Source organism: Pelomonas sp. CA6, from assembly GCF_022549225.1.
Lineage (GTDB): Bacteria > Pseudomonadota > Gammaproteobacteria > Burkholderiales > Burkholderiaceae_C > Roseateles.
Genome location: NZ_JAKZFD010000009.1, coordinates 123,748 through 143,762 on the forward strand (window position 1 = coordinate 123,748; position 20,015 = coordinate 143,762).

Annotated in this window: 18 protein-coding genes; 9 read left to right on the forward strand and 9 right to left on the reverse strand. The window is 70.1% G+C overall.

Annotated features, from left to right (window positions below; all coding sequences use genetic code 11):
• Positions 1-95: 95 nt before the first annotated feature.
• Both LZ017_RS15710 and LZ017_RS15715 read right to left on the reverse strand, forming a co-directional pair.
• Positions 96-2,927, reverse strand: coding sequence for an ATP-binding protein (locus tag LZ017_RS15710; RefSeq protein WP_241397835.1), 2,832 nt, complete (start codon positions 2,925-2,927; stop codon positions 96-98).
• Between the two features lie 15 nt (positions 2,928-2,942).
• Positions 2,943-3,593, reverse strand: coding sequence for a response regulator transcription factor (locus LZ017_RS15715; RefSeq protein WP_241397836.1), 651 nt, complete (start codon positions 3,591-3,593; stop codon positions 2,943-2,945).
• A 336-nt stretch (positions 3,594-3,929) separates the two neighbouring features.
• Between LZ017_RS15715 and LZ017_RS15720 the strand changes: the two genes are divergently transcribed.
• Both LZ017_RS15720 and LZ017_RS15725 read left to right on the forward strand, forming a co-directional pair.
• Complete coding sequence (locus LZ017_RS15720; RefSeq protein ID WP_277604728.1) at positions 3,930-5,000, forward strand: glycosyltransferase; 1,071 nt, start codon at positions 3,930-3,932, stop codon at positions 4,998-5,000.
• Positions 4,993-5,943: a hypothetical protein gene (locus tag LZ017_RS15725; protein WP_241397838.1), complete on the forward strand. Its 951-nt coding sequence runs from the start codon at positions 4,993-4,995 to the stop codon at positions 5,941-5,943. Before LZ017_RS15720 ends, LZ017_RS15725 begins: the two co-directional genes overlap by 8 nt.
• Before the next feature lie 31 nt (positions 5,944-5,974).
• Here LZ017_RS15725 and LZ017_RS15730 read toward each other — a convergent pair whose 3' ends face one another.
• Both LZ017_RS15730 and metE read right to left on the reverse strand, forming a co-directional pair.
• Positions 5,975-6,739, reverse strand: coding sequence for an SDR family oxidoreductase (locus tag LZ017_RS15730; protein WP_241397839.1), 765 nt, complete (start codon positions 6,737-6,739; stop codon positions 5,975-5,977).
• Positions 6,740-6,835: 96 nt separating this feature from the next.
• Complete coding sequence (gene metE / locus LZ017_RS15735; RefSeq protein ID WP_241397840.1) at positions 6,836-9,166, reverse strand: 5-methyltetrahydropteroyltriglutamate--homocysteine S-methyltransferase; 2,331 nt, start codon at positions 9,164-9,166, stop codon at positions 6,836-6,838.
• A gap of 78 nt (positions 9,167-9,244) precedes the next feature.
• On the opposite strand from metE, the gene LZ017_RS15740 reads away from it, so the two are divergent.
• Entirely contained in the window at positions 9,245-10,168 is a 924-nt protein-coding gene (locus tag LZ017_RS15740) for a LysR family transcriptional regulator (RefSeq protein ID WP_241397841.1), read from the forward strand.
• Between the two features lie 23 nt (positions 10,169-10,191).
• On the opposite strand, the gene ybaL is transcribed toward LZ017_RS15740, so the two are convergent.
• On the reverse strand, positions 10,192-11,904 hold the full coding sequence (gene ybaL / locus LZ017_RS15745) for a YbaL family putative K(+) efflux transporter (RefSeq protein WP_241397842.1): 1,713 nt from the start codon (positions 11,902-11,904) through the stop codon (positions 10,192-10,194).
• 252 nt (positions 11,905-12,156) lie between these two features.
• Here ybaL and LZ017_RS15750 point away from each other — a divergent pair, with 252 nt between their 5' ends.
• The 3 genes from LZ017_RS15750 to LZ017_RS15760 all read left to right on the forward strand — a co-directional run bounded on the left by LZ017_RS15750 (position 12,157) and on the right by LZ017_RS15760 (position 15,178).
• Positions 12,157-13,419 carry a patatin-like phospholipase family protein gene (locus LZ017_RS15750; RefSeq protein ID WP_241397843.1) on the forward strand — a complete coding sequence of 421 codons (1,263 nt, stop codon included), beginning with the start codon at positions 12,157-12,159 and terminating at the stop codon, positions 13,417-13,419.
• Between the two features lie 110 nt (positions 13,420-13,529).
• On the forward strand, positions 13,530-13,865 hold the full coding sequence (locus LZ017_RS15755) for a c-type cytochrome (RefSeq protein ID WP_241397844.1): 336 nt from the start codon (positions 13,530-13,532) through the stop codon (positions 13,863-13,865).
• 11 nt (positions 13,866-13,876) lie between these two features.
• Complete coding sequence (locus LZ017_RS15760) at positions 13,877-15,178, forward strand: NAD(P)/FAD-dependent oxidoreductase (RefSeq protein WP_241397845.1); 1,302 nt, start codon at positions 13,877-13,879, stop codon at positions 15,176-15,178.
• An 18-nt stretch (positions 15,179-15,196) separates the two neighbouring features.
• Here the strand turns inward: LZ017_RS15760 and soxZ are convergent, their stop codons facing one another.
• Together soxZ and soxY are read right to left on the reverse strand one after the other, a co-directional pair.
• Positions 15,197-15,526 carry a thiosulfate oxidation carrier complex protein SoxZ gene (soxZ, locus tag LZ017_RS15765; RefSeq protein ID WP_241397846.1) on the reverse strand — a complete coding sequence of 110 codons (330 nt, stop codon included), beginning with the start codon at positions 15,524-15,526 and terminating at the stop codon, positions 15,197-15,199.
• Between the two features lie 12 nt (positions 15,527-15,538).
• Positions 15,539-16,006 (reverse strand): thiosulfate oxidation carrier protein SoxY, encoded by a 468-nt coding sequence (soxY, locus tag LZ017_RS15770; protein ID WP_241397847.1) that lies wholly within the window; start codon positions 16,004-16,006, stop codon positions 15,539-15,541.
• A gap of 172 nt (positions 16,007-16,178) precedes the next feature.
• Between soxY and LZ017_RS15775 the strand changes: the two genes are divergently transcribed.
• Positions 16,179-17,003 (forward strand): AraC family transcriptional regulator, encoded by an 825-nt coding sequence (locus LZ017_RS15775; protein ID WP_241397848.1) that lies wholly within the window; start codon positions 16,179-16,181, stop codon positions 17,001-17,003.
• A gap of 87 nt (positions 17,004-17,090) precedes the next feature.
• The gene (locus LZ017_RS15780; RefSeq protein WP_241397849.1) at positions 17,091-17,426 is read left to right on the forward strand and encodes a VOC family protein; all 336 of its coding nucleotides are present in this window, start codon (positions 17,091-17,093) and stop codon (positions 17,424-17,426) included.
• Between the two features lie 93 nt (positions 17,427-17,519).
• Here LZ017_RS15780 and LZ017_RS15785 read toward each other — a convergent pair whose 3' ends face one another.
• A complete protein-coding gene (locus LZ017_RS15785) occupies positions 17,520-18,290 on the reverse strand; it encodes a Crp/Fnr family transcriptional regulator (RefSeq protein ID WP_241397850.1) in 771 nt (256 codons plus the stop codon).
• A gap of 124 nt (positions 18,291-18,414) precedes the next feature.
• Positions 18,415-19,338 carry an acyltransferase gene (locus tag LZ017_RS15790; RefSeq protein WP_241397851.1) on the reverse strand — a complete coding sequence of 308 codons (924 nt, stop codon included), beginning with the start codon at positions 19,336-19,338 and terminating at the stop codon, positions 18,415-18,417.
• A gap of 210 nt (positions 19,339-19,548) precedes the next feature.
• On the opposite strand from LZ017_RS15790, the gene LZ017_RS15795 reads away from it, so the two are divergent.
• Positions 19,549-20,010, forward strand: a complete 462-nt coding sequence (locus tag LZ017_RS15795; protein ID WP_241397852.1) for an Rrf2 family transcriptional regulator — start codon at positions 19,549-19,551, stop codon at positions 20,008-20,010.
• Positions 20,011-20,015: the final 5 nt, after the last annotated feature.

A 20,015-nucleotide genomic window follows, 5' to 3' on the forward strand; every position in this document is an offset into this window, starting at 1 on the left:
CAGGAGGAATTGCGGCTCACTGTAGAGCGCCCCTGCGCCGGTCGGAATCCACAATCCCCGCAGATCCGGCTACCGGGAAACCGGTATTTCCCGCGTCAGTCTTGCCGGGCGTCAAGCGCCAGATGCAGCGTCGCCCGCGTGCCGTCGTCCGGCACGCTGTGGACCTCCAGACTGCCTCCGATGTAGGACAGGCGCTCCCGGACGCTGGCCAGCCCGACGCCGGAGCCACGGCCGGCATCGCGCCCCTTCGCGGCGAAGCCCACGCCCGCGTCGCTGACGTGAACCGTCAGTTGCCGGCCCTCGCGCAGCAGGCTGACGGTGGCACTGTTGACCCCGGCATGTTTGGCGACGTTGATCAGCAACTCGCGCACCGCGCGGTACACGATGGAGCGGGCCTCCTGCGACAGGGGCTTGGGCGCGCCATCGTCCGCGATGTTCACGATCAGGCCGAAGCGCAGCCAGACCTCCTCGGCCAGCCACTCCAGCGCCGGCTGCAGGCCCAGCTCGTACAGCACCGCGGGCGCCAGCTGGGCGGCGAGGGAACGTGTCGAGCGATTCGCCTGCTCGACCAGTTCGGCAATCGCCACCGCTGCCTCGCGCACCTCGTCATGGGCGTCGCGGCACAGCGGCGCCAGGCGTATGCGGGCCGCGGCCAGCAGCTGCCCCAGGTCGTCATGCAGATCGCGTGCGATCTGGCGCCGCTCGCGGTTCTCCGCCGCTTCCAGTTCGGCGGCCAGGCGGCGCAGCTGTTCGGTGCGCAGCTCCACGCGGCGTTCCAGTTCGTCCGTCAACGCCTGCGCGGCCTGCTCGCGCTGGTGGCGTTGCGTGGCGTCGCGCAGCAGGGCCAGGCAGCGTCCGTCATGCAGCAGCTTGGCCGTGACATCCAGATGCCGGAAGCCGCCGTCGCTGCGGCGCACGGTCCATACGCGCGTCAGCGTGCCGCCCGCATGCAGCTCGGCGGAAAACTCCGCCAGCGCATCGCGACGAGCCGAGACCAGCCAATCGAGCGGGTTGCTGCCGACGACGTCCTCGTGCCGACGCCCCAGCAGAGCGCAGGCGGCCGCATTGGCGTCGACCACCTCGCTGCACTCGACATTGCCGATCAAGATGCCATCGGAGGCTTGGGCAAAGAGCTCGCGCCAGTACTCCTTGCTGTGGCGCAGGGCCACCAGGGCCTGGGCGCGCGACAGCAGCGTGCCCACGCGCGCCCGCAGCTCCTCGACCGCAAAGGGTTTGACCAGATAGTCCTGGGCGCCCTCGCGCAGCAGCTTCACGCGCAACTCGTCGTCGGCGCGTGCGCTCAGCACCACCACCGGCATGTCGTCGAACTCGCGTCGCTGGCGCAGCTCCTTCAGCAACTGCTCGCCGCTGACGCCGGGCATCATGATGTCGGTCAGCACCAGATCCGGCCGCAGCGCCAGCGCCTGCTGCAGCCCCTGGGCGCCATCGAAGGCGGTGGCCACCCGCCATTCGCTGGACAGACAGCGGCAGATCAGCGCGCTCATCGCGGCGTTGTCCTCGACGACCAGCACCAGCGGCCCCTGCCCTTGGGTGGGCAGCGCCGGTGGCGGCGATGCGGCGCGCAGGGCCTCGATGCGGGCGTCGCCGTCCGCCAGTTCCGCCATCGCCGGCTCGACCGCCGCCGGCGTCACCGCGACGCCGGCGGGAACCCGGCGCGGCAGCTCGACGCTGAACAAGGCCCCGCCCTCCGGCGCATCGGCGATCGTGATGCGGCCGCCCATCAGCCGCACGAACTCGCGTGCAATGGACAGGCCCAGGCCCGTGCCCGAGCGTCTCTGGTTCGCATCGGCCTGAAGCTGACGGAAGCGCTCGAAGACGGCGTCACGCCAGGCGATCGGAATCCCCGGCCCGCTGTCGGCCACCTCGAACAGCAGCGCGTCGCCACACGGCCGGAGGCTCAGCCGCACCCGAGACGCGGCGGGCGAGAACTTGAAGGCGTTTGACAGGAGGTTGAACAGCACGCGCTGCAGCATCTGGGGGTCCAGTTGCGCGTCCAGCGACTCGGGCAGCTCGACGCACCAGCGTATGTCCAGGTCCTGCGCCACGACGTCGAAATGGCTGGCCACCCGCCGCGCGAGGGCCGCCGCGTTGAGCTCCGTGTAGGCCGGCGTGGCCTTCTTCTCCTCGAGACGGGCGATGTCCAGCAGGTCCTCCACGTGGTGGAGCAGCAGCCGGGCATTGCGCTCGATCACCTCCAGGTCCTGGCGCAGCGCGGCGTCGGGCGCCTGCTGCAGCAGGCGCCGCGCCGGCCCCAGGATCAGGGTCAGCGGCGTGCGCAGCTCGTGGCTGACATTGGCAAAGAGCTGGGTCTTGAGCCGGTCCAGCTCCCGCGTCTTCTCATAGAGCCGCGACACCTCGGCGTTCGCGCTGCGCAGGTGTTCGTTGACCTGCTGCAGCTCTTGCGCGCGCTGGAAGATCTCGACCTCCATGCTCGCGCTGCGCGTGCGCAGCTCCGCCGTGGTCTTTTCCTGTTCGATGCCACGCTGCGTCAGGCGCACGAACTCGGTGACGTCCTCGACACGGTGAATCAGATAGACCAGGGTGCCTTCGCCATCGAAAACGGGCGAATTGACCGGGCTCCACCAGCGGGCCTCGAAGCCCCCGCCCTGCTCTTGCGGCCGCCGCACGTCGTACTTCTGTACTGCCATCGCGTCGCTGGCGCCGGTGCTGATCGCCCGCCCCAGCGAGGCACTGAGGTTGCGCACGCCGCTGGCCTCGGGGTCGGCCGGATTGTCCGGAAAGATCTCGAACAGGCCGCGGCCGAGAATGCGCTCGCGCTGCGTCATCGTGGCGCGCGCATAGGCGTCGCTGACGGCCACGATGGTGTAGCGCGGCGCATCGGGCCGCAGCACCAGGTACAGCCCCGGGGCGGACTCGAAGAGCAGGCGGAAGTCAGGATCGCCCATCGCCAGCCGTGCCCGCTACAGAGGCACGATGCCCTCGCGCACCGCGTAGCGCGTCAGCTCGGCGACGCTGTGCAGATCCAGCTTGCGCATGATGTTGCGCCGATGGACCTCCACTGTGGCCAGCGAGATGTGCAGGCTCTCGGCAATCGTCTGCGAGCGCGCGCCCTGGGCGATCATCCTCAACACCTCGCGCTCGCGGCGACCCAGTCGCGCGGCCTCGCCGCCATCCAGCACTTCGGAGACCACGGCGCCGGTCACGTCGGGGCTCAGATAGCCGCCACCGGCGGCCACCGCGCGCACGGCGATCACCAGCTCGGTGCCTGCCGCGGCCTTGCTGACGAAGGCCGAGGCCCCGGCGCGCAGCATCTCGGTGACAAAGCGTTTGTCGGAGTAAGCCGACAGCGCCACGATGCGCGTCGGCGTGCGCAGCTTGTGGATTCGAGCCGCCACATCGATGCCGTTCAAGTCGGGCAGGCCGATGTCCAGCACCACCACGTCGGGCCTGAGCTCGCGCACACACGCGATGGCGGCCTCGCCCTCGCCCACCTCGGCGACGACACGGACCCCGCTCTCCCGGGCCAGCGCATCGCGCAAGGCCTCGCGCACCAGTCGGTGGTCGTCCACCAGCACGACGGTGATCGGTCCCTTCGAATCGGCAAGGTCCATGGGTCCAGCGCTTCCGACACAGCCCCGCGAACGCCGCGAGAAGCTGGTCCACTATGCAAGCACAGGCTTGGGATTTGCTGACAGCGGCCCCGGCCCCCGGCCGCGGGGCGCTTGACCGCCCGTCCCGCCCCCAAGCGGGCCAACGCTCTCCCCCGCCCGCAAGCCGCCACTCGCTGGGCCACGGGAGGCCAAAAACGTGAACGACCTCACAAATGGCGACAGTCGGCCACCCAAATAAGGGGGGCGGCTACGTGTTTGCCTTCATGTGAACTTCAGTGAAGTTTTGTTAACTTAACAATCCCTTTACGCGCGAGCCATCGCCAGCGCCTTCAACCGATGTCTTCCGCTTCCGATCCCCTCGTCATCGTTCATGTCGTTTTTTCGTCCCGTATCGCCGGGGGCGAGCAGCATTGCGTGGATCTGGCCAATGCCCAGGCGGCCCTGGGCCACCAAGTCCATGTGGTGGGACCGGCCCGCTCCGCCGTCAGCGGGGCGCTGACTCCGGCGGTCCGCTACCACGGACTGGCCGTGCCGCTGCTGCGCGGCACGCGCCTGCGCTGGCTGACGGCGCGCTTGAATGCGGACATTTGCCATGCCCATCTGGGACCGGCCTGCAAAGCCGCGGCGGTCACGCGCGGCGCCGTGCGCCTGGGTACCCTGCACGTGGGCTACAAGACGCACCATCACCAGGCGCTGGACGGGCTGATCTGCGTGAACCGGGTGCAGAACGAGGCGCTGCCCGGATTCCGCGGTCTGTCCCGCGTGATCCACAACTGGGCGCCGCTGCGGGCGCAGTCGCAGCAAGGCGGCGAGCTGCGCCGCGAATTGGGCTTGCGGGCGGACCAGATGCTGGTCGGTTCGGTCGGCCGGCTGCATCCCAGCAAGGGCATGGATCTGCTGATTCGCGCCTTCCGCAAGAGCGCGCCCGCCGATGCCGTGCTGGCCATCCTGGGCGAAGGCAAGGACCTGCGCGAACTGACCCAGCTGGCCGACGGCGACCCGCGCATCCGGCTGCTGGGCTTCCGGCCCCAGGTGGAGGCGGCGCTGAGCAGCATGGATTTGTTCGTGTCGCCTTCGCGCGAGGATGCCTTCCCGCTGGCGGTGCTGGAGGCGATGCGCGCCGGACTGCCCATCGTGGCCACGGCCACCCAGGGACCGACGGAAATGCTGTCCGGCCAGCCGGCCACGCTGGTCCCCGTGGGCGACGTGGACGCACTGGGCCAGGCCCTGGGAGAGCAACTGGCGCAGCTGCGACCGCTGCCCTCCGGCCATCCGCTGCGCCGCGTTCGCTACGACCTCAGTGCCTACGACCGTGACCGCGCGGTGGACAAGGTTCTGGGCTTCTACCGCGAGCTGATGGCCTCGCGCGTACCGGTGCGGACCTGGGCGGGAGCCCTCGGTGCTTAAGCGCCCGCGCACCGACTTCTGGCGCGTGGGCATCGTACCGGCGCCCATCCATGGGCTGGACCGCCCGGCGCTGGCGGCGCTGCAGCCGCACACGGTCTGGCTGCCGGACGCCGGCGCCTGGCGCTACCTGGCCGATCCCTTCGGACTGCTGCGCGGCGACACCCTGCATGTCTTCGTCGAGGCCTTTGACTACCGCAGCAAGCATGCCGTCATCGAACGCCACGACCTTGACATGGCCGAGCTGCGCTGGCGCCGCAAGCGCACCGTGCTGGCGCGGCCCTTCCACCTGTCCTACCCCTTCGTCTTCGAAGATGAGGGGCAGACCTACATGGTGCCCGAGAGCCACCAGGCCAACGAGATCGCGCTGTACCGCGCGACCGATGCCAGCCTCGATCACTGGGAGCGCGAATGCGCGCTGCTCAGCGACCTCCCGGGCGCCGACGCCTCGCTGCTGCAGCACGAGGGCCGCTGGTGGATGTTCTACACGCTGGTCGGTCCCAACGGACGTGACCAGCGCGAGCTGCACCTGGCCCACGCCCCGTCGCTGAAAGGGCCCTGGCAGCCGCTGGAGCAGAACCCGGTGCGGGTGGACCTGGCGGGCGCGCGCCCGGCGGGCCGGCCCTTCCACGACGACAACGGCAGCGTGCTGCTGCCGGTGCAGGACAGTTCGACCGGCTACGGCGGCGCCGTGCGCATGCTGCGCTTCATGCGGCTGTCCCCCAGCCAGGTGCTGCTGCAGCCCACGCCGCTGCACCTGACCGGCGAACTGCTCAGCACCGACCATGTGCAGGGCCTGCATACCTTCTCGGCCTGCGGCCCCTTCACGCTGGTGGATGTGAAGCGCGTGGACCATTCGCGCCAGAAGCAGTGGCTGGACCTGAAGCGCCGCGCACGCCGCCTGCGGGGACAGCTTGCCGGGCTGCTCGGATTGCGCGCCGCCTGAGGCGGCGGCACGGCGCATCGACCGCGGCCGCTCAGCCGCGCTGCACGGACACGCCGCCGTCCACCAGCATGGCCGTGCCGGTCATGAACGAAGACGCCGGCGACGCCAGGAACAGCGCGGCCTGCGCCAGTTCCTCCGGCTGGGCCAGGCGCTTGAGCGCATGCAGCTGGGCCACCTGTGCCAGCGACTCCGGGCTGGCATTCATCTCGCGCGCCATCGGCGTGTCGGTGCCGCCCGGCAACAAGGCGTTGACGCGCACGCCCTGGGCGCCGAACTCCGTGGCCAGGGCCTGCGTGAGGCCGACCAGCCCGGCCTTGCTGGCCGCGTAGGCCGCCGTGCAGGGGAAGCCGGCGGTATGGCCGACGAAGGTGGACGTGAAAATCAGGCTGCCACCACCGCGCCGCAGCAGTTCGGGGATCTGGTGCTTGGCGCCCAGGAAGGCGCCGGTCAGATTGGTGTCCAGCGCGGCCTGCCAGGCCTCGCGCGAAACCTCGGGCGTGGGCTGCAAGGGGCCCAGCGTACCGGCGTTGTTGAAGGCGATGTCCAGGCCGCCGAAGCGGCTCACCGCCAGCTGCACCAGGGCGCGGGCGAAGTCTTCGTCGCCGACGTCGCCGGCCAGCCGTACGCCGGTGCCGCCGGCCTGTTCGATCTCCTGCAGCAGCGCGTCCAGTGGCGCCTGACGGCGGCCGCCCAACACGACGGCGGCGCCTTCGCGCGCAAAGAGCAGTGCGGCAGCCCGACCTATGCCGGTGCCGGCGCCGGTGATCAGGGCAATCTTGCCTGCGAGTGCGTTCATATGTCCTCCTGGGTTGAAACAGGCGACAGTGTCTCGATTGCCCCGCTCCCGGTCTGGCCGCTTCCGGACATGGAATTCCGGTCCGGGAGACCGGCCTCAGGCGGCGCGCAGGCGCCGCGCCGCGTCGACCATGCGTCGCAGCGCGGCCTCGGTCTCGGGCCAGGCCCGCGTCTTCAGCCCGCAGTCCGGGTTGACCCAGAGCTGGGCGGCCGGAATCACCGCGCCCGCCTTGCGCATCAGGCGCAGCATCTCCTCCGTCGTCGGCACGCGCGGCGAATGCACGTCATAGACGCCCGGGCCGATGCCATTCGGGTAGCGGAAGGCGCCGAAGGCCGCCAGCAGCTCCATGTCGGAGCGGCTGGTTTCGATCGTGATCACGTCGGCGTCCATCGCCGCGATCGCCGGCAGGACGTCGTTGAATTCCGAATAGCACATGTGGGTGTGGATCTGCGTGTCGTCGCGCACCGCGCTGGCGGCGATGCGGAAGGCCCGTGCCGCCCAGTCCAGATAGGCCGGCCATTGCGCGCGGCGCAGCGGCAAGCCCTCGCGGAAGGCCGGCTCGTCGATCTGGATCACCGCGATGCCGGCCGCTTCGAGGTCGGCCACCTCGTCGCGCAGCGCCAGCGCCAGTTGCAGCGCGGTGGTCTCGCGAGGCTGGTCGTCGCGCACGAAGGACCACTGCAGCAGCGTCACCGGTCCGGTCAGCATGCCCTTCACCGGCTTGTCGGTGAGCCCCTGGGCAAAGCGCGTCCAGTCCACCGTCATCGCCTGGGGACGCGACACATCGCCGTACAGCACGGGCGGCTTCACGCAGCGCGACCCGTAGGACTGCACCCAGCCGTTGGCGCTGATCGCATAGCCGGCGAGCAGCTCACCGAAATACTCCACCATGTCGTTGCGCTCCGCCTCGCCGTGGACCAGCACGTCCAGCCCCAGCGCCTCCTGGCAGCGCACGGCACGCTCGATCTCGCGCTCCATCGTGCCGCGGTAGGCCGCGTCGTCCAGTGCGCCGCGGCGTCGCGCCGCGCGCGTGGCGCGGATCTCGGCCGTCTGCGGGAAGGAGCCTATCGTGGTGGTCGGGTACTCCGGCAGCGCCAGTCGGTGCTGTTGCAGCGGCTGGCGCTTGGCATAGGGCGAGGAGCGCCGGTCCAGGTCGGCAGGCAACTCGGCCAGGCGGCGCGCGACCGCCACATTGCGCACCCGGGCGCTCGTGCGCCGCGCCGCGACCGCCGCGCGCGACCGCGCCAGCGCCTCGGCCACGCCCGCCTCGTCTCCCCACAGCGCGCGCTGCAGCAGGCGCAGCTCGTCCAGCTTCTCGTCGGCGCCGGCCAGCCAGCTGCGCAGTTCCGCATCCAGCCCCGCGTCGGCCGACAAGGCGTAAGGCACGTGCAGCAGCGAACACGAGGCCGACACCCAAAGTCGCCCGCCACGCAGCGCGCGGACGCGCTGCAGCGTGGCCAGCGCCGCGTCCAGGTCGGTGCGCCAGACATTGCGTCCGTCGATGATGCCCACCGACAGTTCGCGCTCGGGCGGCAGCTGCCGGGCCACCTGCTCCAGCTCCTGGGGCGCGCGCACCGCGTCGACATGGAGCCCGGCGACGGGCAGCGTACAGGCCAGCGCCAGGTTGTCCTCCAGCGGCGAGAAATAGCTGGCCAGCAGCAGTTCGCAGTCGGCGCCGGACAGCACCTGGTAGGCGCGCCGCAACGCGTCCCGCCAGGCCGGGGCCAGGTCCAGTCCCAGGATGGGCTCGTCCAGCTGCACCCAGGTCACCCCGCGCGCCGCCAGCCGCGTCAGCAGCTGGGCATAGACGGGCAGCAAGGCCTCCAGCAGGTCCAGCCGCTCCCAGCCCTCGACCTTGGACTTGCCCAGGAACAGAAAGCTCACCGGCCCCAGCAGCGCCACCTTGGGGCTGGCCGGCAGCGCGATGGCCTCGTCCACCTGGGCCAGCAGCGGTTCGGCCTGCAACGCGAAGCGCGTGGTGGGGGCGAACTCGGGAACCAGGTAGTGGTAGTTGGTGTCGAACCACTTGGTCATTTCCAGCGCGGCTTGTGGCTGCGAGGTCTCGTGCTGGCTGCAACCCTCGCCGTCGGAGCTGGCGTGCTGGGTGCCGCGCGCCATCGCGAACGCGCGTCGCAGCGGAGAGTCGTCCGGCCCGAAGCAAAAGCGACTGGGCTCGCAGCCCAACAGCTGGATCAAGTCCAGCACCTGGTCATAGAGCGCGAAGTCCCCGACCGTGACGAAATCCAGCCCCGCTTCGCGCTGGCGCTGCCAATGGCGCCGACGCAGTGCCCGGCCGGTTGCCTGCAGCGCGGTTTCGTCCAGTTCGCCGCGCCAGAAGCGCTCCAGCGCCTGCTTCAGTTCGCGTTGGGCGCCGATGCGCGGGAAACCCAGAACATGAGTCTTGATCATGAAAATTTCGGTGAACATGAAATTGATCGTTGATCATCGAGGGTCTCCATCTATGATTCAAACGAATTGTTTTCTTGAAATGATTGAATTTCATTCATGACAACACCCTTGGAACTGCGCCATCTGCGCACCCTGATCGCGTTGCGCGAGGCCGGCAACCTGTCGCGCGCGGCGCAGCTGCTCAACCTCACCCAGTCCGCGCTGTCGCACCAGCTCAAGGCCCTGGAGCACTACTACGGCGTGCCGCTGTTCGAGCGCAAGTCCTCGCCGCCGGTGTTCGGCATGGCCGGGCAGCGCCTGCTGCGCCTGGCCGAACAGGTGCTGCCGCTGGTCGATGACGCCGAGCTGGACCTGCGCCGGCTGGTGGCCGGATCCGCCGGGCAGTTGCGCATCGCGGTGGAGTGCCACACCTGCTTTGACTGGCTGATGCCGGCGATGGATGCCTTCCGTGCGCGCTGGCCGGATGTCGAGTTGGACATCGCGTCGGGCTTCCATGCCGACCCGGTCGGCCTGCTGCACCAGGGGCGTGCAGAGCTGGCCGTGGTCTCCGAGGTGGACGCCGGCGAGACCGGCGTGCAGGTGCACCCGCTGTTCAGTTTCGAGATCCTGGCCTTGCTGCCCAAGGGCCATGCGTTGCTGGACAAGCCCTGGCTGGAGGCCACCGACTTCGCCGCCCAGCCGCTGATCACCTACCCCGTCCCCGACGAGATGCTGGACCTGGTGCGGCGCGTGCTGCAGCCGGCCGGCGTTTCGCCGCCGCGGCGCACCAGCGAGCTGACCGTGGCCATTCTGCAGCTCGTGGCCAGCGGGCGCGGGCTGTCCGCCCTGCCCGCCTGGGCCGTCGAGAGCTATCTGAAGCGCGGCTATGTGGCCAGCCAGCGCATCGGCGAGCAGGGCCTGACCGGCAGCTTGTATGCCGTCAGCACGCGCGCGCTGGCCGAGCGGCCCTTCCTCGCCGACTTCGTGCGCATCATGCGTGAATCCTCGCTGCTGAACCTGCCCGGCATCAGCCTGCTGTGATCCTGGATCCCCGCCGTGGCGGCTCAGCCATGGGCGGGTGCCGGCGGCGGCGCGAAGCGCTGTAGCACATGGCCGCTCATGCCCCGGGCCAGTTCCTCTTCGCCATAGAACACGGTGCCCAGGCCCTCGCGGCGTAGCAGCTGCGAGGTCTCCTCGCTGTGGGTGCGCAGCACGACCTCGATGCCCGGGTTGAGCAGGCGCGCCGTCTCCACCATCTTGCGCGCGCCCAGCGGGTCCGGCGTCGCGACAACCAGCATCGCCGCGTTCGCGATGTGCGCCTGGATCAGCACCGCGGGGTCGGCGGCGTCGCCGGACACCGCGGCCTTGCCGGCGGCGCGCAGCGCCTCCACCAGCTCGCGGTTCTGCTCGGCCACCACGTAGGGAATGCCGCGTCCATCCAGCGCCTCGGCGATGCGCCGGCCGACCCGGCCCAGGCCCACCAGCACGACCTGACCCTCCAGGTATTTGCGCTCGGTGTCGGTGGGCAGCTCGGCATAGGGATCGCCACGCTGCTCCAGCCGGCGCGCCAGCGCCGAACGGTCCAGAATCCAGCGCCGCAGCGGCTGGACGGCCGCGAACAACAGCGGGTTGAGCGCGATCGAGATCAGCGCGCCCGCCAGCATCAGGCTCATGCCCTCCTGCGGCAGCAGCCCCAGCGACAGCCCCAGCCCGGCGAGGATGAAGGAGAACTCGCCGATCTGCGCCAGGCTGGCCGAAACCGTCAGCGCCGTGTTCAGCGGGTAGCGCAGCGCCAGCACCAGCAGCAGCGCCGCGGCCGACTTGCCCAGCATGATGATCGCCACCACGACCAGCACATGCAGCGGCTTGTCCAGCAGGATGGCGGGCTCGAACAGCATGCCCACGGCGACGAAGAACAGCACCGAGAACGCGTCGCGCAGCGGCAGCGACTCCTGCGCGGCGCGGTGACTGAACTCGGACTCGCGCATCACCATGCCAGCGAAGAAGGCGCCCAGCGCGAACGAGACGCTGAACAACTGGGCCGCGCCATAGGCGATGCCGATGGCCGCGGCGACGACCGACAGCGTGAACAGCTCGCGCGAGCCGGTGCGCGAGATCTGCCACAGCAGCCAGGGCAGCACGCGCCGCCCCGCCACCAGCATCAACGCGATGAAGGCCGCGACCTGCAGCAGGGTCCAGCCCACGGTGCGCCACAGCGGATCGGCGCCGGCGGCCGGACCGGTTCCGCCGCCCAACACGCCGGCCAGCGGCGGCAGCAGCACCAGCACCAGCACGGTCGCCAGGTCCTCGACGACCAGCCAGCCCACCGCGATGCGGCCGTTCATGCTCTCCAGCACGCCGCGCGCCTCCAGCGCCTTCAGCAGCACCACGGTGCTGGCGCAGGACAGCGACAGCCCGAACACCAGCGCGCTGCCCCAGGACCAGCCCCAGAGCCAGGCCACGCCCATGCCCAGCAGCGTGGCCAGCGTCATCTGCACCACGGCGCCGGGCACGGCGATGCGGCGCACCGCCAGCAGGTCGCGCAGCGAGAAATGCAGGCCGACGCCGAACATCAGCAGCATCACGCCGATCTCGCTGAGCTGCGAGGCGAGCTTGACATCGGCGACGAAGCCCGGCGTGCCCGGACCGATGATGATGCCCGCGACCAGATAGCCCACCAGTGCAGGCACGCGCATGCGCTCGGCGAGGAAGCCCAGGATCAGCGCCATGCCGAAACCGGCGGCCAGGGTGGTGATCAGCGGGATGTGGTGATCCATTCAGGCGTGGCGGTGAAAAAGGACGAAGGGATGGCCGATTGTGACGGACGACACGCCCGCGCCGCGCGCACGGGCGTGCGCCGTCCGCGCAACGGTGGCCGCTGCGGTGGGGCGGCAGGCCGGGCCGCGGCGCCAAATGTGGATTCCTTCCTTAGCGGCGGCGCCATCTTGGTTTTCAATCCGGGCATGCGGCCGCGGGCGCGGCTGCAGACAATCGGACGGCCACAGGAAACGGGACTGCCGAGGGGCGCAATGTACGAACTGCCGTTGACGGGACTGGTGCTGAGCGGAGGCGGCGCGCGCGCGGCCTATCAGGTGGGCGTGTTGCGCGTGATCGCGCGCCTGCGTCGCGAGGCCTTCGGTCGCCATGTGCCGCGCAGCAATCCCTTCGGCGTGATCACCGGCACCTCGGCTGGCGCGATCAACGGCGCGGCGCTGGCCTGCCATGCCGACGATTTCGATGCCGCCGTCGAGCGGCTGGCGCAGACATGGGCCGGCATCCATGTGGACCAGGTCTACCGCAGCGACACCATCGGGCTGATGGGCAGCGCGCTGCGCTGGCTCACCATGCTGACCCTGGGTTGGGGCCCGGCGCGCGGCGTGCAACCGCGCGCGCTGCTGGACAACCGCCCGCTGCTGGGTCTGCTGGAACGCCTGGTGCCAATGGAGCGGCTGCCGCAGATGCTGCAGCAGCACCATCTGCATGCCTTCGCCGTCACGGCCTCGGGCTATAGCGACGGCATGCACATGAGCTTCTACCAGAGCGGACGTCCCATTCCCCCGTGGAAGCGCAGCCAGCGCCTGTCGTCGGCCGCGTCGCTGCGTCATGCCCACCTGATGGCTTCGGCGGCCATCCCCTTCGTGTTCGAGCCGGTGCGGCTGGACGATCCGGCCGGCGCCGCCTGGTATGGCGACGGCTCCATGCGCCAGAGCGCACCGCTGTCGCCGGCCATTCATCTGGGCGCCAAGCAGCTGCTGATCATCGGAGCGGGCCGGCTGCAGGAACCGCAGACCCTGCCGCGGCGCGACCCGGCCTTCCCCAGCCTGGCGCAGATCGCCGGCCATGCGCTGTCCAGCATCTTCCTGGACGCGCTGGCGGTAGACATCGAACGGATGGAGCGCATCAACCGCACGCTGGCCCTGCTGCCGCCCGAGCTGCGCCACCTCAGCCCGCTCAAGCCGCTCAGTGCGCTGGTCATCGCGCCCAGCGAGCGGCTGGACGCGATCGCCGCCGACCATGTGCGCGCGCTGCCGCGCACGCTGCGCGCGCTGCTGGGCGCGGTGGGCGTGAGCCAGGGCAAGGCGCAGGGCGGCGCACTGGCCAGCTATCTGCTGTTCGAATCGGACTACACGCGCGCGCTGATGGACCTGGGCGAAAAGGACGCGCTGGCGCAGCGCGACCGCCTGCTCGAATGGCTGGCGCCGCAGGCGCAAGACCTGGCCCCGTCCGACGACGAGGACGACGCCGGCACCCCCACGCTGCCCAGCATGGACAGCTATTCGCCCAGCGCATAAGCTCGCGCCGAAATCGCACAAGAACATGCCGGGGCCGGCCCTGCCCGCTCGGCACAATCACGACCGGCCCGGCGGCCGATGGGCCGCCGGCGAGCGATAGGAGACGCGCAATGCCCCCCAACCCCGCGAAGCGGCTCGCGGCCGCGGTGCTGCTGGCCGGATTCGGTTCGGCCGCCCTGGCCCAGGCCGCTCCCGACGTCCATCCGCTGCTGGCACGCAACCTGGCGGCCACCTGCGCCAACTGCCATGGCACCCAGGGCGCGTCGCACGGCGAACTGCCCAGCCTGGCCGGTCGCGACGCCGCCGAACTTCAACGGCTGCTTGCCGAATTCCGCAGCGGCGCGCGCGCCGGCACCATCATGCCGCAGATCGCCAAGGGCTACAGCGAGGAACAGCTGCGCCTGATCGTCGGCTATTTCGCGGCCCAGCCGCATCCCAAGCGCTGACGGAGCCCGGCATGGAAGCCAACAACAAGATGGAAACCCCAAGCCGCCGCGAGCTGCTGCTGGGCGCGCTGGCGCTGGGCGCGGGGCCGCTGCTGGGCTGCGCCGCCTCCCCCACCGGGCCCGGCCTGGGCCGGGTGGTCGTCGTGGGCGCGGGCTTTGGCGGCGCCACCGCGGCGCGCTATCTCAAGCTCTGGGGCGGCAACATCGAGGTGACGCTGGTGGACCGCAACCCCGCCTTCGTGTCCTGCCCGCTGTCCAATCTGGTGCTGGGCGGCCATCGTCAGATGGCCGACATCACACGCGATTACGCAGGGCTGGACGCGCTGGGGGTGCGTCGCATCCAGGCCGAGGTCGCGGCGATCGACGCCGATGCGCGCCAGGTCCGTCTGGCCGACGGCACGCGGCTGACCTACGACCGCCTGGTGCTGTCGCCCGGCGTGGACTTCATGGCCGACACCGTGGACGGGCTGCGCCCGGCGCTGGACAGCGGCCAGGTGCTGCATGCCTGGAAGGCCGGCCCGCAGACGCTGGCCCTGCGCCGCCGCCTGGAGGCGCTGCCCGACGGCGGCGTGGTCGCGATGACGGTGCCCAAGGCGCCCTACCGCTGCCCGCCCGGCCCCTACGAGCGCGCCTGCATGATCGCCAGCTATCTGAAGCAGGCCAAGCCGCGCGCCAAGCTGCTCGTGCTCGATGCCAACCCGGAGATCCAGTCCAAGAAGGCGTTGTTCGAACGTGCCTTCAAGACGCACTACGCGGACCAGCTGGAGTACCGCCCCAATGCGGAACTGAAGGAGCTGGCCGAGGGTGGCCGGCTGGCGCGGCTGGAGTTCGAGGACGTGCGCGCCGACCTGTTCAACGTCATTCCGCCACAGCGCGCGGCCGACCTGGCGCTGGCCGCCGGCGTGGTCAACGTCAACCAACGCTGGGCCGCGGTGAACTGGCTGACCCTGGAGTCCACCGCCGTGCCCGGCCTCCATGTGCTGGGCGACGCGCTGTTTCCCGGGCCGGGCATGCCCAAGTCCGGCCACATGGCCAACCAGCAGGCCAAGCTGGCCGCGGCGGCCATCATCCAGCTGCTCAAGGGCGAGGCAGTCAACCCGACGCCGGTGCTGATGAACACCTGCTACAGCTTCGTCACCGCGCAGGACGTGATCCACGTCGCCTCGGTGCACCAGTACGACGCCGCGGAGCGCGGCTTCAAGCCGGTGGCCGGCGCGGGCGGCGTGTCGGAGTCGGCCAGCGCACTGGAAGGCCGCTATGCCCAGTCCTGGGCCTACAACATCTGGGACGACATGCTGGGCGGCAAGACCTGACCCCCGGCGCGCCGGCGCTCAGGCGCCGATCAGCGCGTCCTCGCTGCGCCGGTTGCCGCGGTTGTCCACCCAGGCCACCGTGACCTTGTCGCCGGCCTTGGCGCCACGGATCACGATCTGGATGAAGGGGTTCTTGGACACCGAGGGGCCCCATTCCGCGTTGAGCAGTTCGCGGCCCTTCCAGCTGATGCGGACCTCGTTGATGAACCAGGCCGGCACCAGCGCACCGCTGCCGTCCTTGCGCTGGCCGGTTTCCATTTCGTGGGGGATCAGCACGCGCAGCGTGGCCTTGTCGCCGTTGAGCTGGGCGCGGATGCGCATCGCGTTGTTGTTCTGCGTGTCGGACATCGTGTTCCTCCGTCAGCCGCCGCAGCCGCCCAGCGTGACCTTGACCTCGCGCTGCGCATAGAGCACGCGCATGTCCTGGGTCACGGCCACCCCATAGACCAGCGAGGACTGGCTCAGCTTCACGCGCGTCAGCACCTGCGGCTCCAACTCGGGCGTCAGGTGGTAGACCGCGGCCAGCGCGGCGGGATTTTTCTCGATCAGCACCAGCAACTGGCGCACGCCCGGCAGGCTGGCGCTGACGCCCACCGGCACGGCGGCACCGTTCTCGGCGATATCCGGCACATTGAGCTGGACCTGGTTGCTCTCCTGCGGCGCCGCATAGCCCAGCGCGCGCAGCGCCTCGGCCATGGACTTGGCCTCGAACGCGGCCTTGGACGCCCCGCTACCCGTGGCCTGGGCAGGGGCAAGCGCCCCGCAGCCCAGCAGCAGCGCCGAGACACCGGCGCCCTGCTCCAGCAGCGCCCTGCGACTGATCGTCATTCCTGATACCTCCAACGCGCCCAGGCACCCCGGCCTTCGGCGATGGCGGCATTGTGCATGGGCGGCGCCTGGCTGCGGATGCGCCCACAGCGCACGGCGACGACCGCGGGCGCTCGACGCCCGGTCGACCACCCGCTAGATTCCCGACATGGCGGCCCCATCAGGAATGTCCTTGGAAAGCACAGCGGGCGTTCAGTCCGAGGCGATGTATCAGCAGCGATCCGCCTGCGGCGTGGCATTCGGCCTGGCCGACTTCACGGAAACCACGGGGCGGTCGGTCCAGCGCCTCGAACCGAGTCAGCCACGCCTGAAAATCCTCATCGCCCAACAGGACATTGCGCTGGGCGGGCTCCAGGAGGTGCTGACAACGCACAAGGCCTTTGTCGTCGGGCCGTCCTGCCCCCCGCTGCGCTCGATGCATGACGGCACCCTGAGCTGTCTCGAAATCGACCTGCCCCCCTGGGCCGGCACCGCCGTATTCGGCGAGCCCGGGCATGACGGGCCGCTGGCGCTTTCCGACCTGATCGGTTCGGCGGCCGACGCGCTGGCCGAGCAGCTGTCAGCCGCCGCGGACGCGCCGGCGCGGCTGGCTCTGGCGGAGCGCTTTGTCGCCCGTCGGCTGGAGGCCGGGGCGCAGCGCATCTGTCCGGAGATCCGCTGGGCCTGGGACAGGCTCCAGGATGGCGGAGGGCGGAACTCCATCCGGGCGCTGGCGGACGACATCGGCTGGAGCGGGCGTCACTTCGGACAACGCTTTGCCCAGCAAACCGGCCTGCTGCCCAAGACCGCGCTGAGGATGATGCGCTTCGACCGGGCCTGCCGCCTCGTCGAGCAGACACAGCAGCCGCTGGCCGACATCGCGTTCGCCTGCGGCTACGCGGACCAGAGCCATATGACGCGGGAATTCCTGGCCTTCGCCGCCCGCCCGCCCGATGCCCATCGAAAGGCCCGCCTCGCCGACCTGCCCGGCACATCGCCGGCGCCGGCGCCAGCGTAGGCTTGGGTCATTTCCGTTCAAGACGCCCACCCTCGTCGGGACCTACCCTGCCGCCACCTCAGACCCAACGGACAAGGGAGCGAACACATGACTGGAGATGTGGGCTACATCGAGATCGGCAGCGGCGACGCGGCAATCACCTCGCGATTCTTCGCCGATCTTTTCAACTGGCGCTTTCACGCCATGGGCGATGCGGGCGACGGCTGGTTCGAAACGCCGGGCATGAAGGCGGGGCTGCATGGCCAGGATGCGAGCCACGGCATGGTGGTCTACTTTCGCGTGGCCGACATCGACCAGGCGGCCGCGCGCGTGCGCGCGCTGGGCGGCGAAGTCGACGGGCCAGGGGCCGACGAACCGGGCTTTGGTCGCTTCTGCAACTGCCGCGACCCGCAGGGCCTGCGCTTCGGCCTGTTCCAGGCCTGACGCCTCCCTACCGCCGCATCCGCGAAGAAAGGGAACGCGCCGGGCGCATGCGCCCGGCCCGGTGTTGCGAGGGTGGGCGTCGGCCCGCGGTGGCTACAGCGGGCCGTGTTCCGCGAGCCGCTCCAGACCCTGCTGGTCCTGCACCTGCACGCGGTAGCCGCGCATGCTGATCAGCCCGCTGTGCTGCAGCTGGCGCATGATGCGCGAGAAGGTTTCGGGCGCCACGCCCCATTGCGACGCGATGTATTTCTTGCGCTGCTTCAGCTGGATCTGCCCACCCTGTTCGTGGTGCTGCTCCAGCAGCCAGGCCGCGGCGCGGCTGCTGGCGTCGGGCACGCTGCGGCGCTGGCCCAGCTGCACCAGCCGACGGTTCTGCGCCGCCAGCGCGGCGACCATGGCGGGCATCAACGCGGACCACAGCGCCGGCCGCAACCGGCCCAGCGCCTGCAGATCACCCAGCGAAAAGCCGTGCACCGTGGAGGCCTCGGCGGCCACCGCTTCCTCGAGATAGCTGCCGCCCAGCCAGGCGCTGGTCAGGTCCACCCACTGACCGGCGGACAGCATGCGCGACTGCTGCCACTGCCCCTTGTGGTCATGATGGCCCATGCACAGCGTGCCCGAGACCAGCAGCCACAGCTCGGTGGCCGGCTGCTGCATGGACAGCAGGGTTTCGTCCGCTTTCAGCGTGCGCGTCTGCCCCAGGCTGGCCAAGGCTTCCAGCGCCTCTTCACCGGGGTCCTGCCAACCCAGCGCCCGATGCAGCGCCTGCATCAGCGCTTCGCTGGCGGGCATGCCCTTGAGGCCTCCCAGGCCCATCGGCGCGCGTGCCCGGGCGGCCGGGCTCCCCACCCATTCGTTTCTCATGTGCTGCCTCCGACGAGATTGCCTGGCGCCACTCTTGCGCAGGCTCAAGACGGCGGCTTTGCGCTGGCTCAAGCCCCAGGTCACCCCAACCTGGGCGGGAAGCACTGGATGCAGCGAGTTTGATCTAGCTCTTGGAAGACGGCGGCGGCGCGGCGTTGGACGGCGATGATCCGGCCGGGTGGATCAAGCTCTCCATCAACGCGTCCTTTTCCTGCCATTGCTGCTCCACCCAGGCGGACAGGCGCGCGCGCAAGGCCTTGTCGGTCTGCGGGTTGCCGCCGACCAGGTCCGCCGGAATCTCGCGCCGCTGCACCCGCACCACGACCGGGCCGCTGCGCCCGCACAGCAGCTGCCAGAAGCTGGGCGCGCCCTGCGGATAGACCAGGGTCACGTCCAGCAGCGCCTCGAACTGCTCGCCCATGGTCGCCATCGCCATGCCCAGCGCGCCGATCTTGGGACGCAGCAGATGCCGGTATGGGCTGCGCTGCTGCGCATGCTTGGCGGGCTGGAAGCGCGTGCCTTCGACGAAATTGATCACCGTGGTGGGGATGGTCTTGAACTTCTCGCAGGCGCGCCGCGTCGTGGCCAGGTCGGCGGCCTGCGCGCCGGCATTGCGTCCGCGCTTCATGAAGGGGAAGTCCAGCGCCCACCAGGCCAGGCCGATCACCGGCACCCAGATCAGCTCGTGCTTCAGAAAGAACTTCAGGAAGGGAATGCGGCCATGGAAGACGCGCTGCAGCACCAGAATGTCCACCCAGGTCTGGTGATTGGGCGACACCAGGTACCAGCCGCGCTCATGCAGCCCGTCCACGCCCTGCACATCCCAGTGCGCCGGCCCGACCGCCGCGATCCAGGCGTTGTTGACCGCTACCCAGGCCGAGGCCGCGCCATTGAGCCAGCGATCGCAAGCCCGGCGCAGCGCACCGGCGGGTAGCACCAGCTTCAGCAGCGCGGCCGGAATCATCAGGCTGAAATGGAAGATCGTGTTGAGCACCAGCAGCAGGCCGGTCAGCACGCCGCGCAACGGAGCAGGGAGAAATCTCAGCATGGAGTCCTTCATCAAGACGACACAGGGCCGGGCAGGCAAAGCGGCTATTGTCCACGGCCGCTGCGCCTTCCGACCGCCCCGCCCGCCTCCGCCGTCCCCCTTGATGGCGGCCGACTTTAAGGTAGATCAAGGAGTTTGCTTTCGCCGCCCCCAGCGCTCAGAATGCGCGGGCTTGGGCGTCCACGATGGACGTGCCCGACAAGGAAGCCGATGCGACTGACCACGATGACCGACTATGCGCTGCGCCTGCTGATCTACCTCGGTCGGCACCCAGATCGCTTGTGCACCATCGCCGAAGTCGCGCAGGCCTACCAGATTTCCGAGGCCCACTTGACCAAGATCACCCACCAGCTGGGCCTGGGCGGCTGGATACAGACCGTACGCGGCAAGGGCGGTGGCATGCGCCTGGCGCTGGCGCCGGAACAGATCAGCGTCGGACGCCTGGTGCGCAGCGTGGAGCCGGACTTCGCGCTGGTCGAATGCCTCGGCGAACAGGACGACTGCAGCCTCAGCGGTCGCTGCCGGCTTACCGGCATCCTGGGCGAGGCGCTGGCGGCCTTCCAGCAGACGTTGGAGCGCTACACGCTGGCCGACCTGCTGGCGGCACCGCCAGCCCGCGCCGCGCGTCGCCAGACCGTGGTGTCGCCGCCGGTCCGGCACCGCACGACCTGACTTGG

Bases quoted from the DNA above. Each gene is read 5' to 3' on its own strand.
- LZ017_RS15710 (WP_241397835.1), bottom strand. From the start codon at position 2,927: ATGGGCGATCCTGACTTCCGCCTGCTCTTCGAGTCCGCCCCGGGGCTG.
- LZ017_RS15715 (WP_241397836.1), bottom strand. From the start codon at position 3,593: ATGGACCTTGCCGATTCGAAGGGACCGATCACCGTCGTGCTGGTGGAC.
- LZ017_RS15720 (WP_277604728.1), top strand. From the start codon at position 3,930: ATGTCTTCCGCTTCCGATCCCCTCGTCATCGTTCATGTCGTTTTTTCG.
- LZ017_RS15730 (WP_241397839.1), bottom strand. From the start codon at position 6,739: ATGAACGCACTCGCAGGCAAGATTGCCCTGATCACCGGCGCCGGCACC.
- metE (WP_241397840.1), bottom strand. From the start codon at position 9,166: ATGTTCACCGAAATTTTCATGATCAAGACTCATGTTCTGGGTTTCCCG.
- LZ017_RS15740 (WP_241397841.1), top strand. From the start codon at position 9,245: ATGACAACACCCTTGGAACTGCGCCATCTGCGCACCCTGATCGCGTTG.
- ybaL (WP_241397842.1), bottom strand. From the start codon at position 11,904: ATGGATCACCACATCCCGCTGATCACCACCCTGGCCGCCGGTTTCGGC.
- LZ017_RS15750 (WP_241397843.1), top strand. From the start codon at position 12,157: ATGTACGAACTGCCGTTGACGGGACTGGTGCTGAGCGGAGGCGGCGCG.
- LZ017_RS15755 (WP_241397844.1), top strand. From the start codon at position 13,530: ATGCCCCCCAACCCCGCGAAGCGGCTCGCGGCCGCGGTGCTGCTGGCC.
- LZ017_RS15760 (WP_241397845.1), top strand. From the start codon at position 13,877: ATGGAAGCCAACAACAAGATGGAAACCCCAAGCCGCCGCGAGCTGCTG.
- soxZ (WP_241397846.1), bottom strand. From the start codon at position 15,526: ATGTCCGACACGCAGAACAACAACGCGATGCGCATCCGCGCCCAGCTC.
- soxY (WP_241397847.1), bottom strand. From the start codon at position 16,006: ATGACGATCAGTCGCAGGGCGCTGCTGGAGCAGGGCGCCGGTGTCTCG.
- LZ017_RS15780 (WP_241397849.1), top strand. From the start codon at position 17,091: ATGACTGGAGATGTGGGCTACATCGAGATCGGCAGCGGCGACGCGGCA.
- LZ017_RS15785 (WP_241397850.1), bottom strand. From the start codon at position 18,290: ATGAGAAACGAATGGGTGGGGAGCCCGGCCGCCCGGGCACGCGCGCCG.
- LZ017_RS15790 (WP_241397851.1), bottom strand. From the start codon at position 19,338: ATGCTGAGATTTCTCCCTGCTCCGTTGCGCGGCGTGCTGACCGGCCTG.
- LZ017_RS15795 (WP_241397852.1), top strand. From the start codon at position 19,549: ATGCGACTGACCACGATGACCGACTATGCGCTGCGCCTGCTGATCTAC.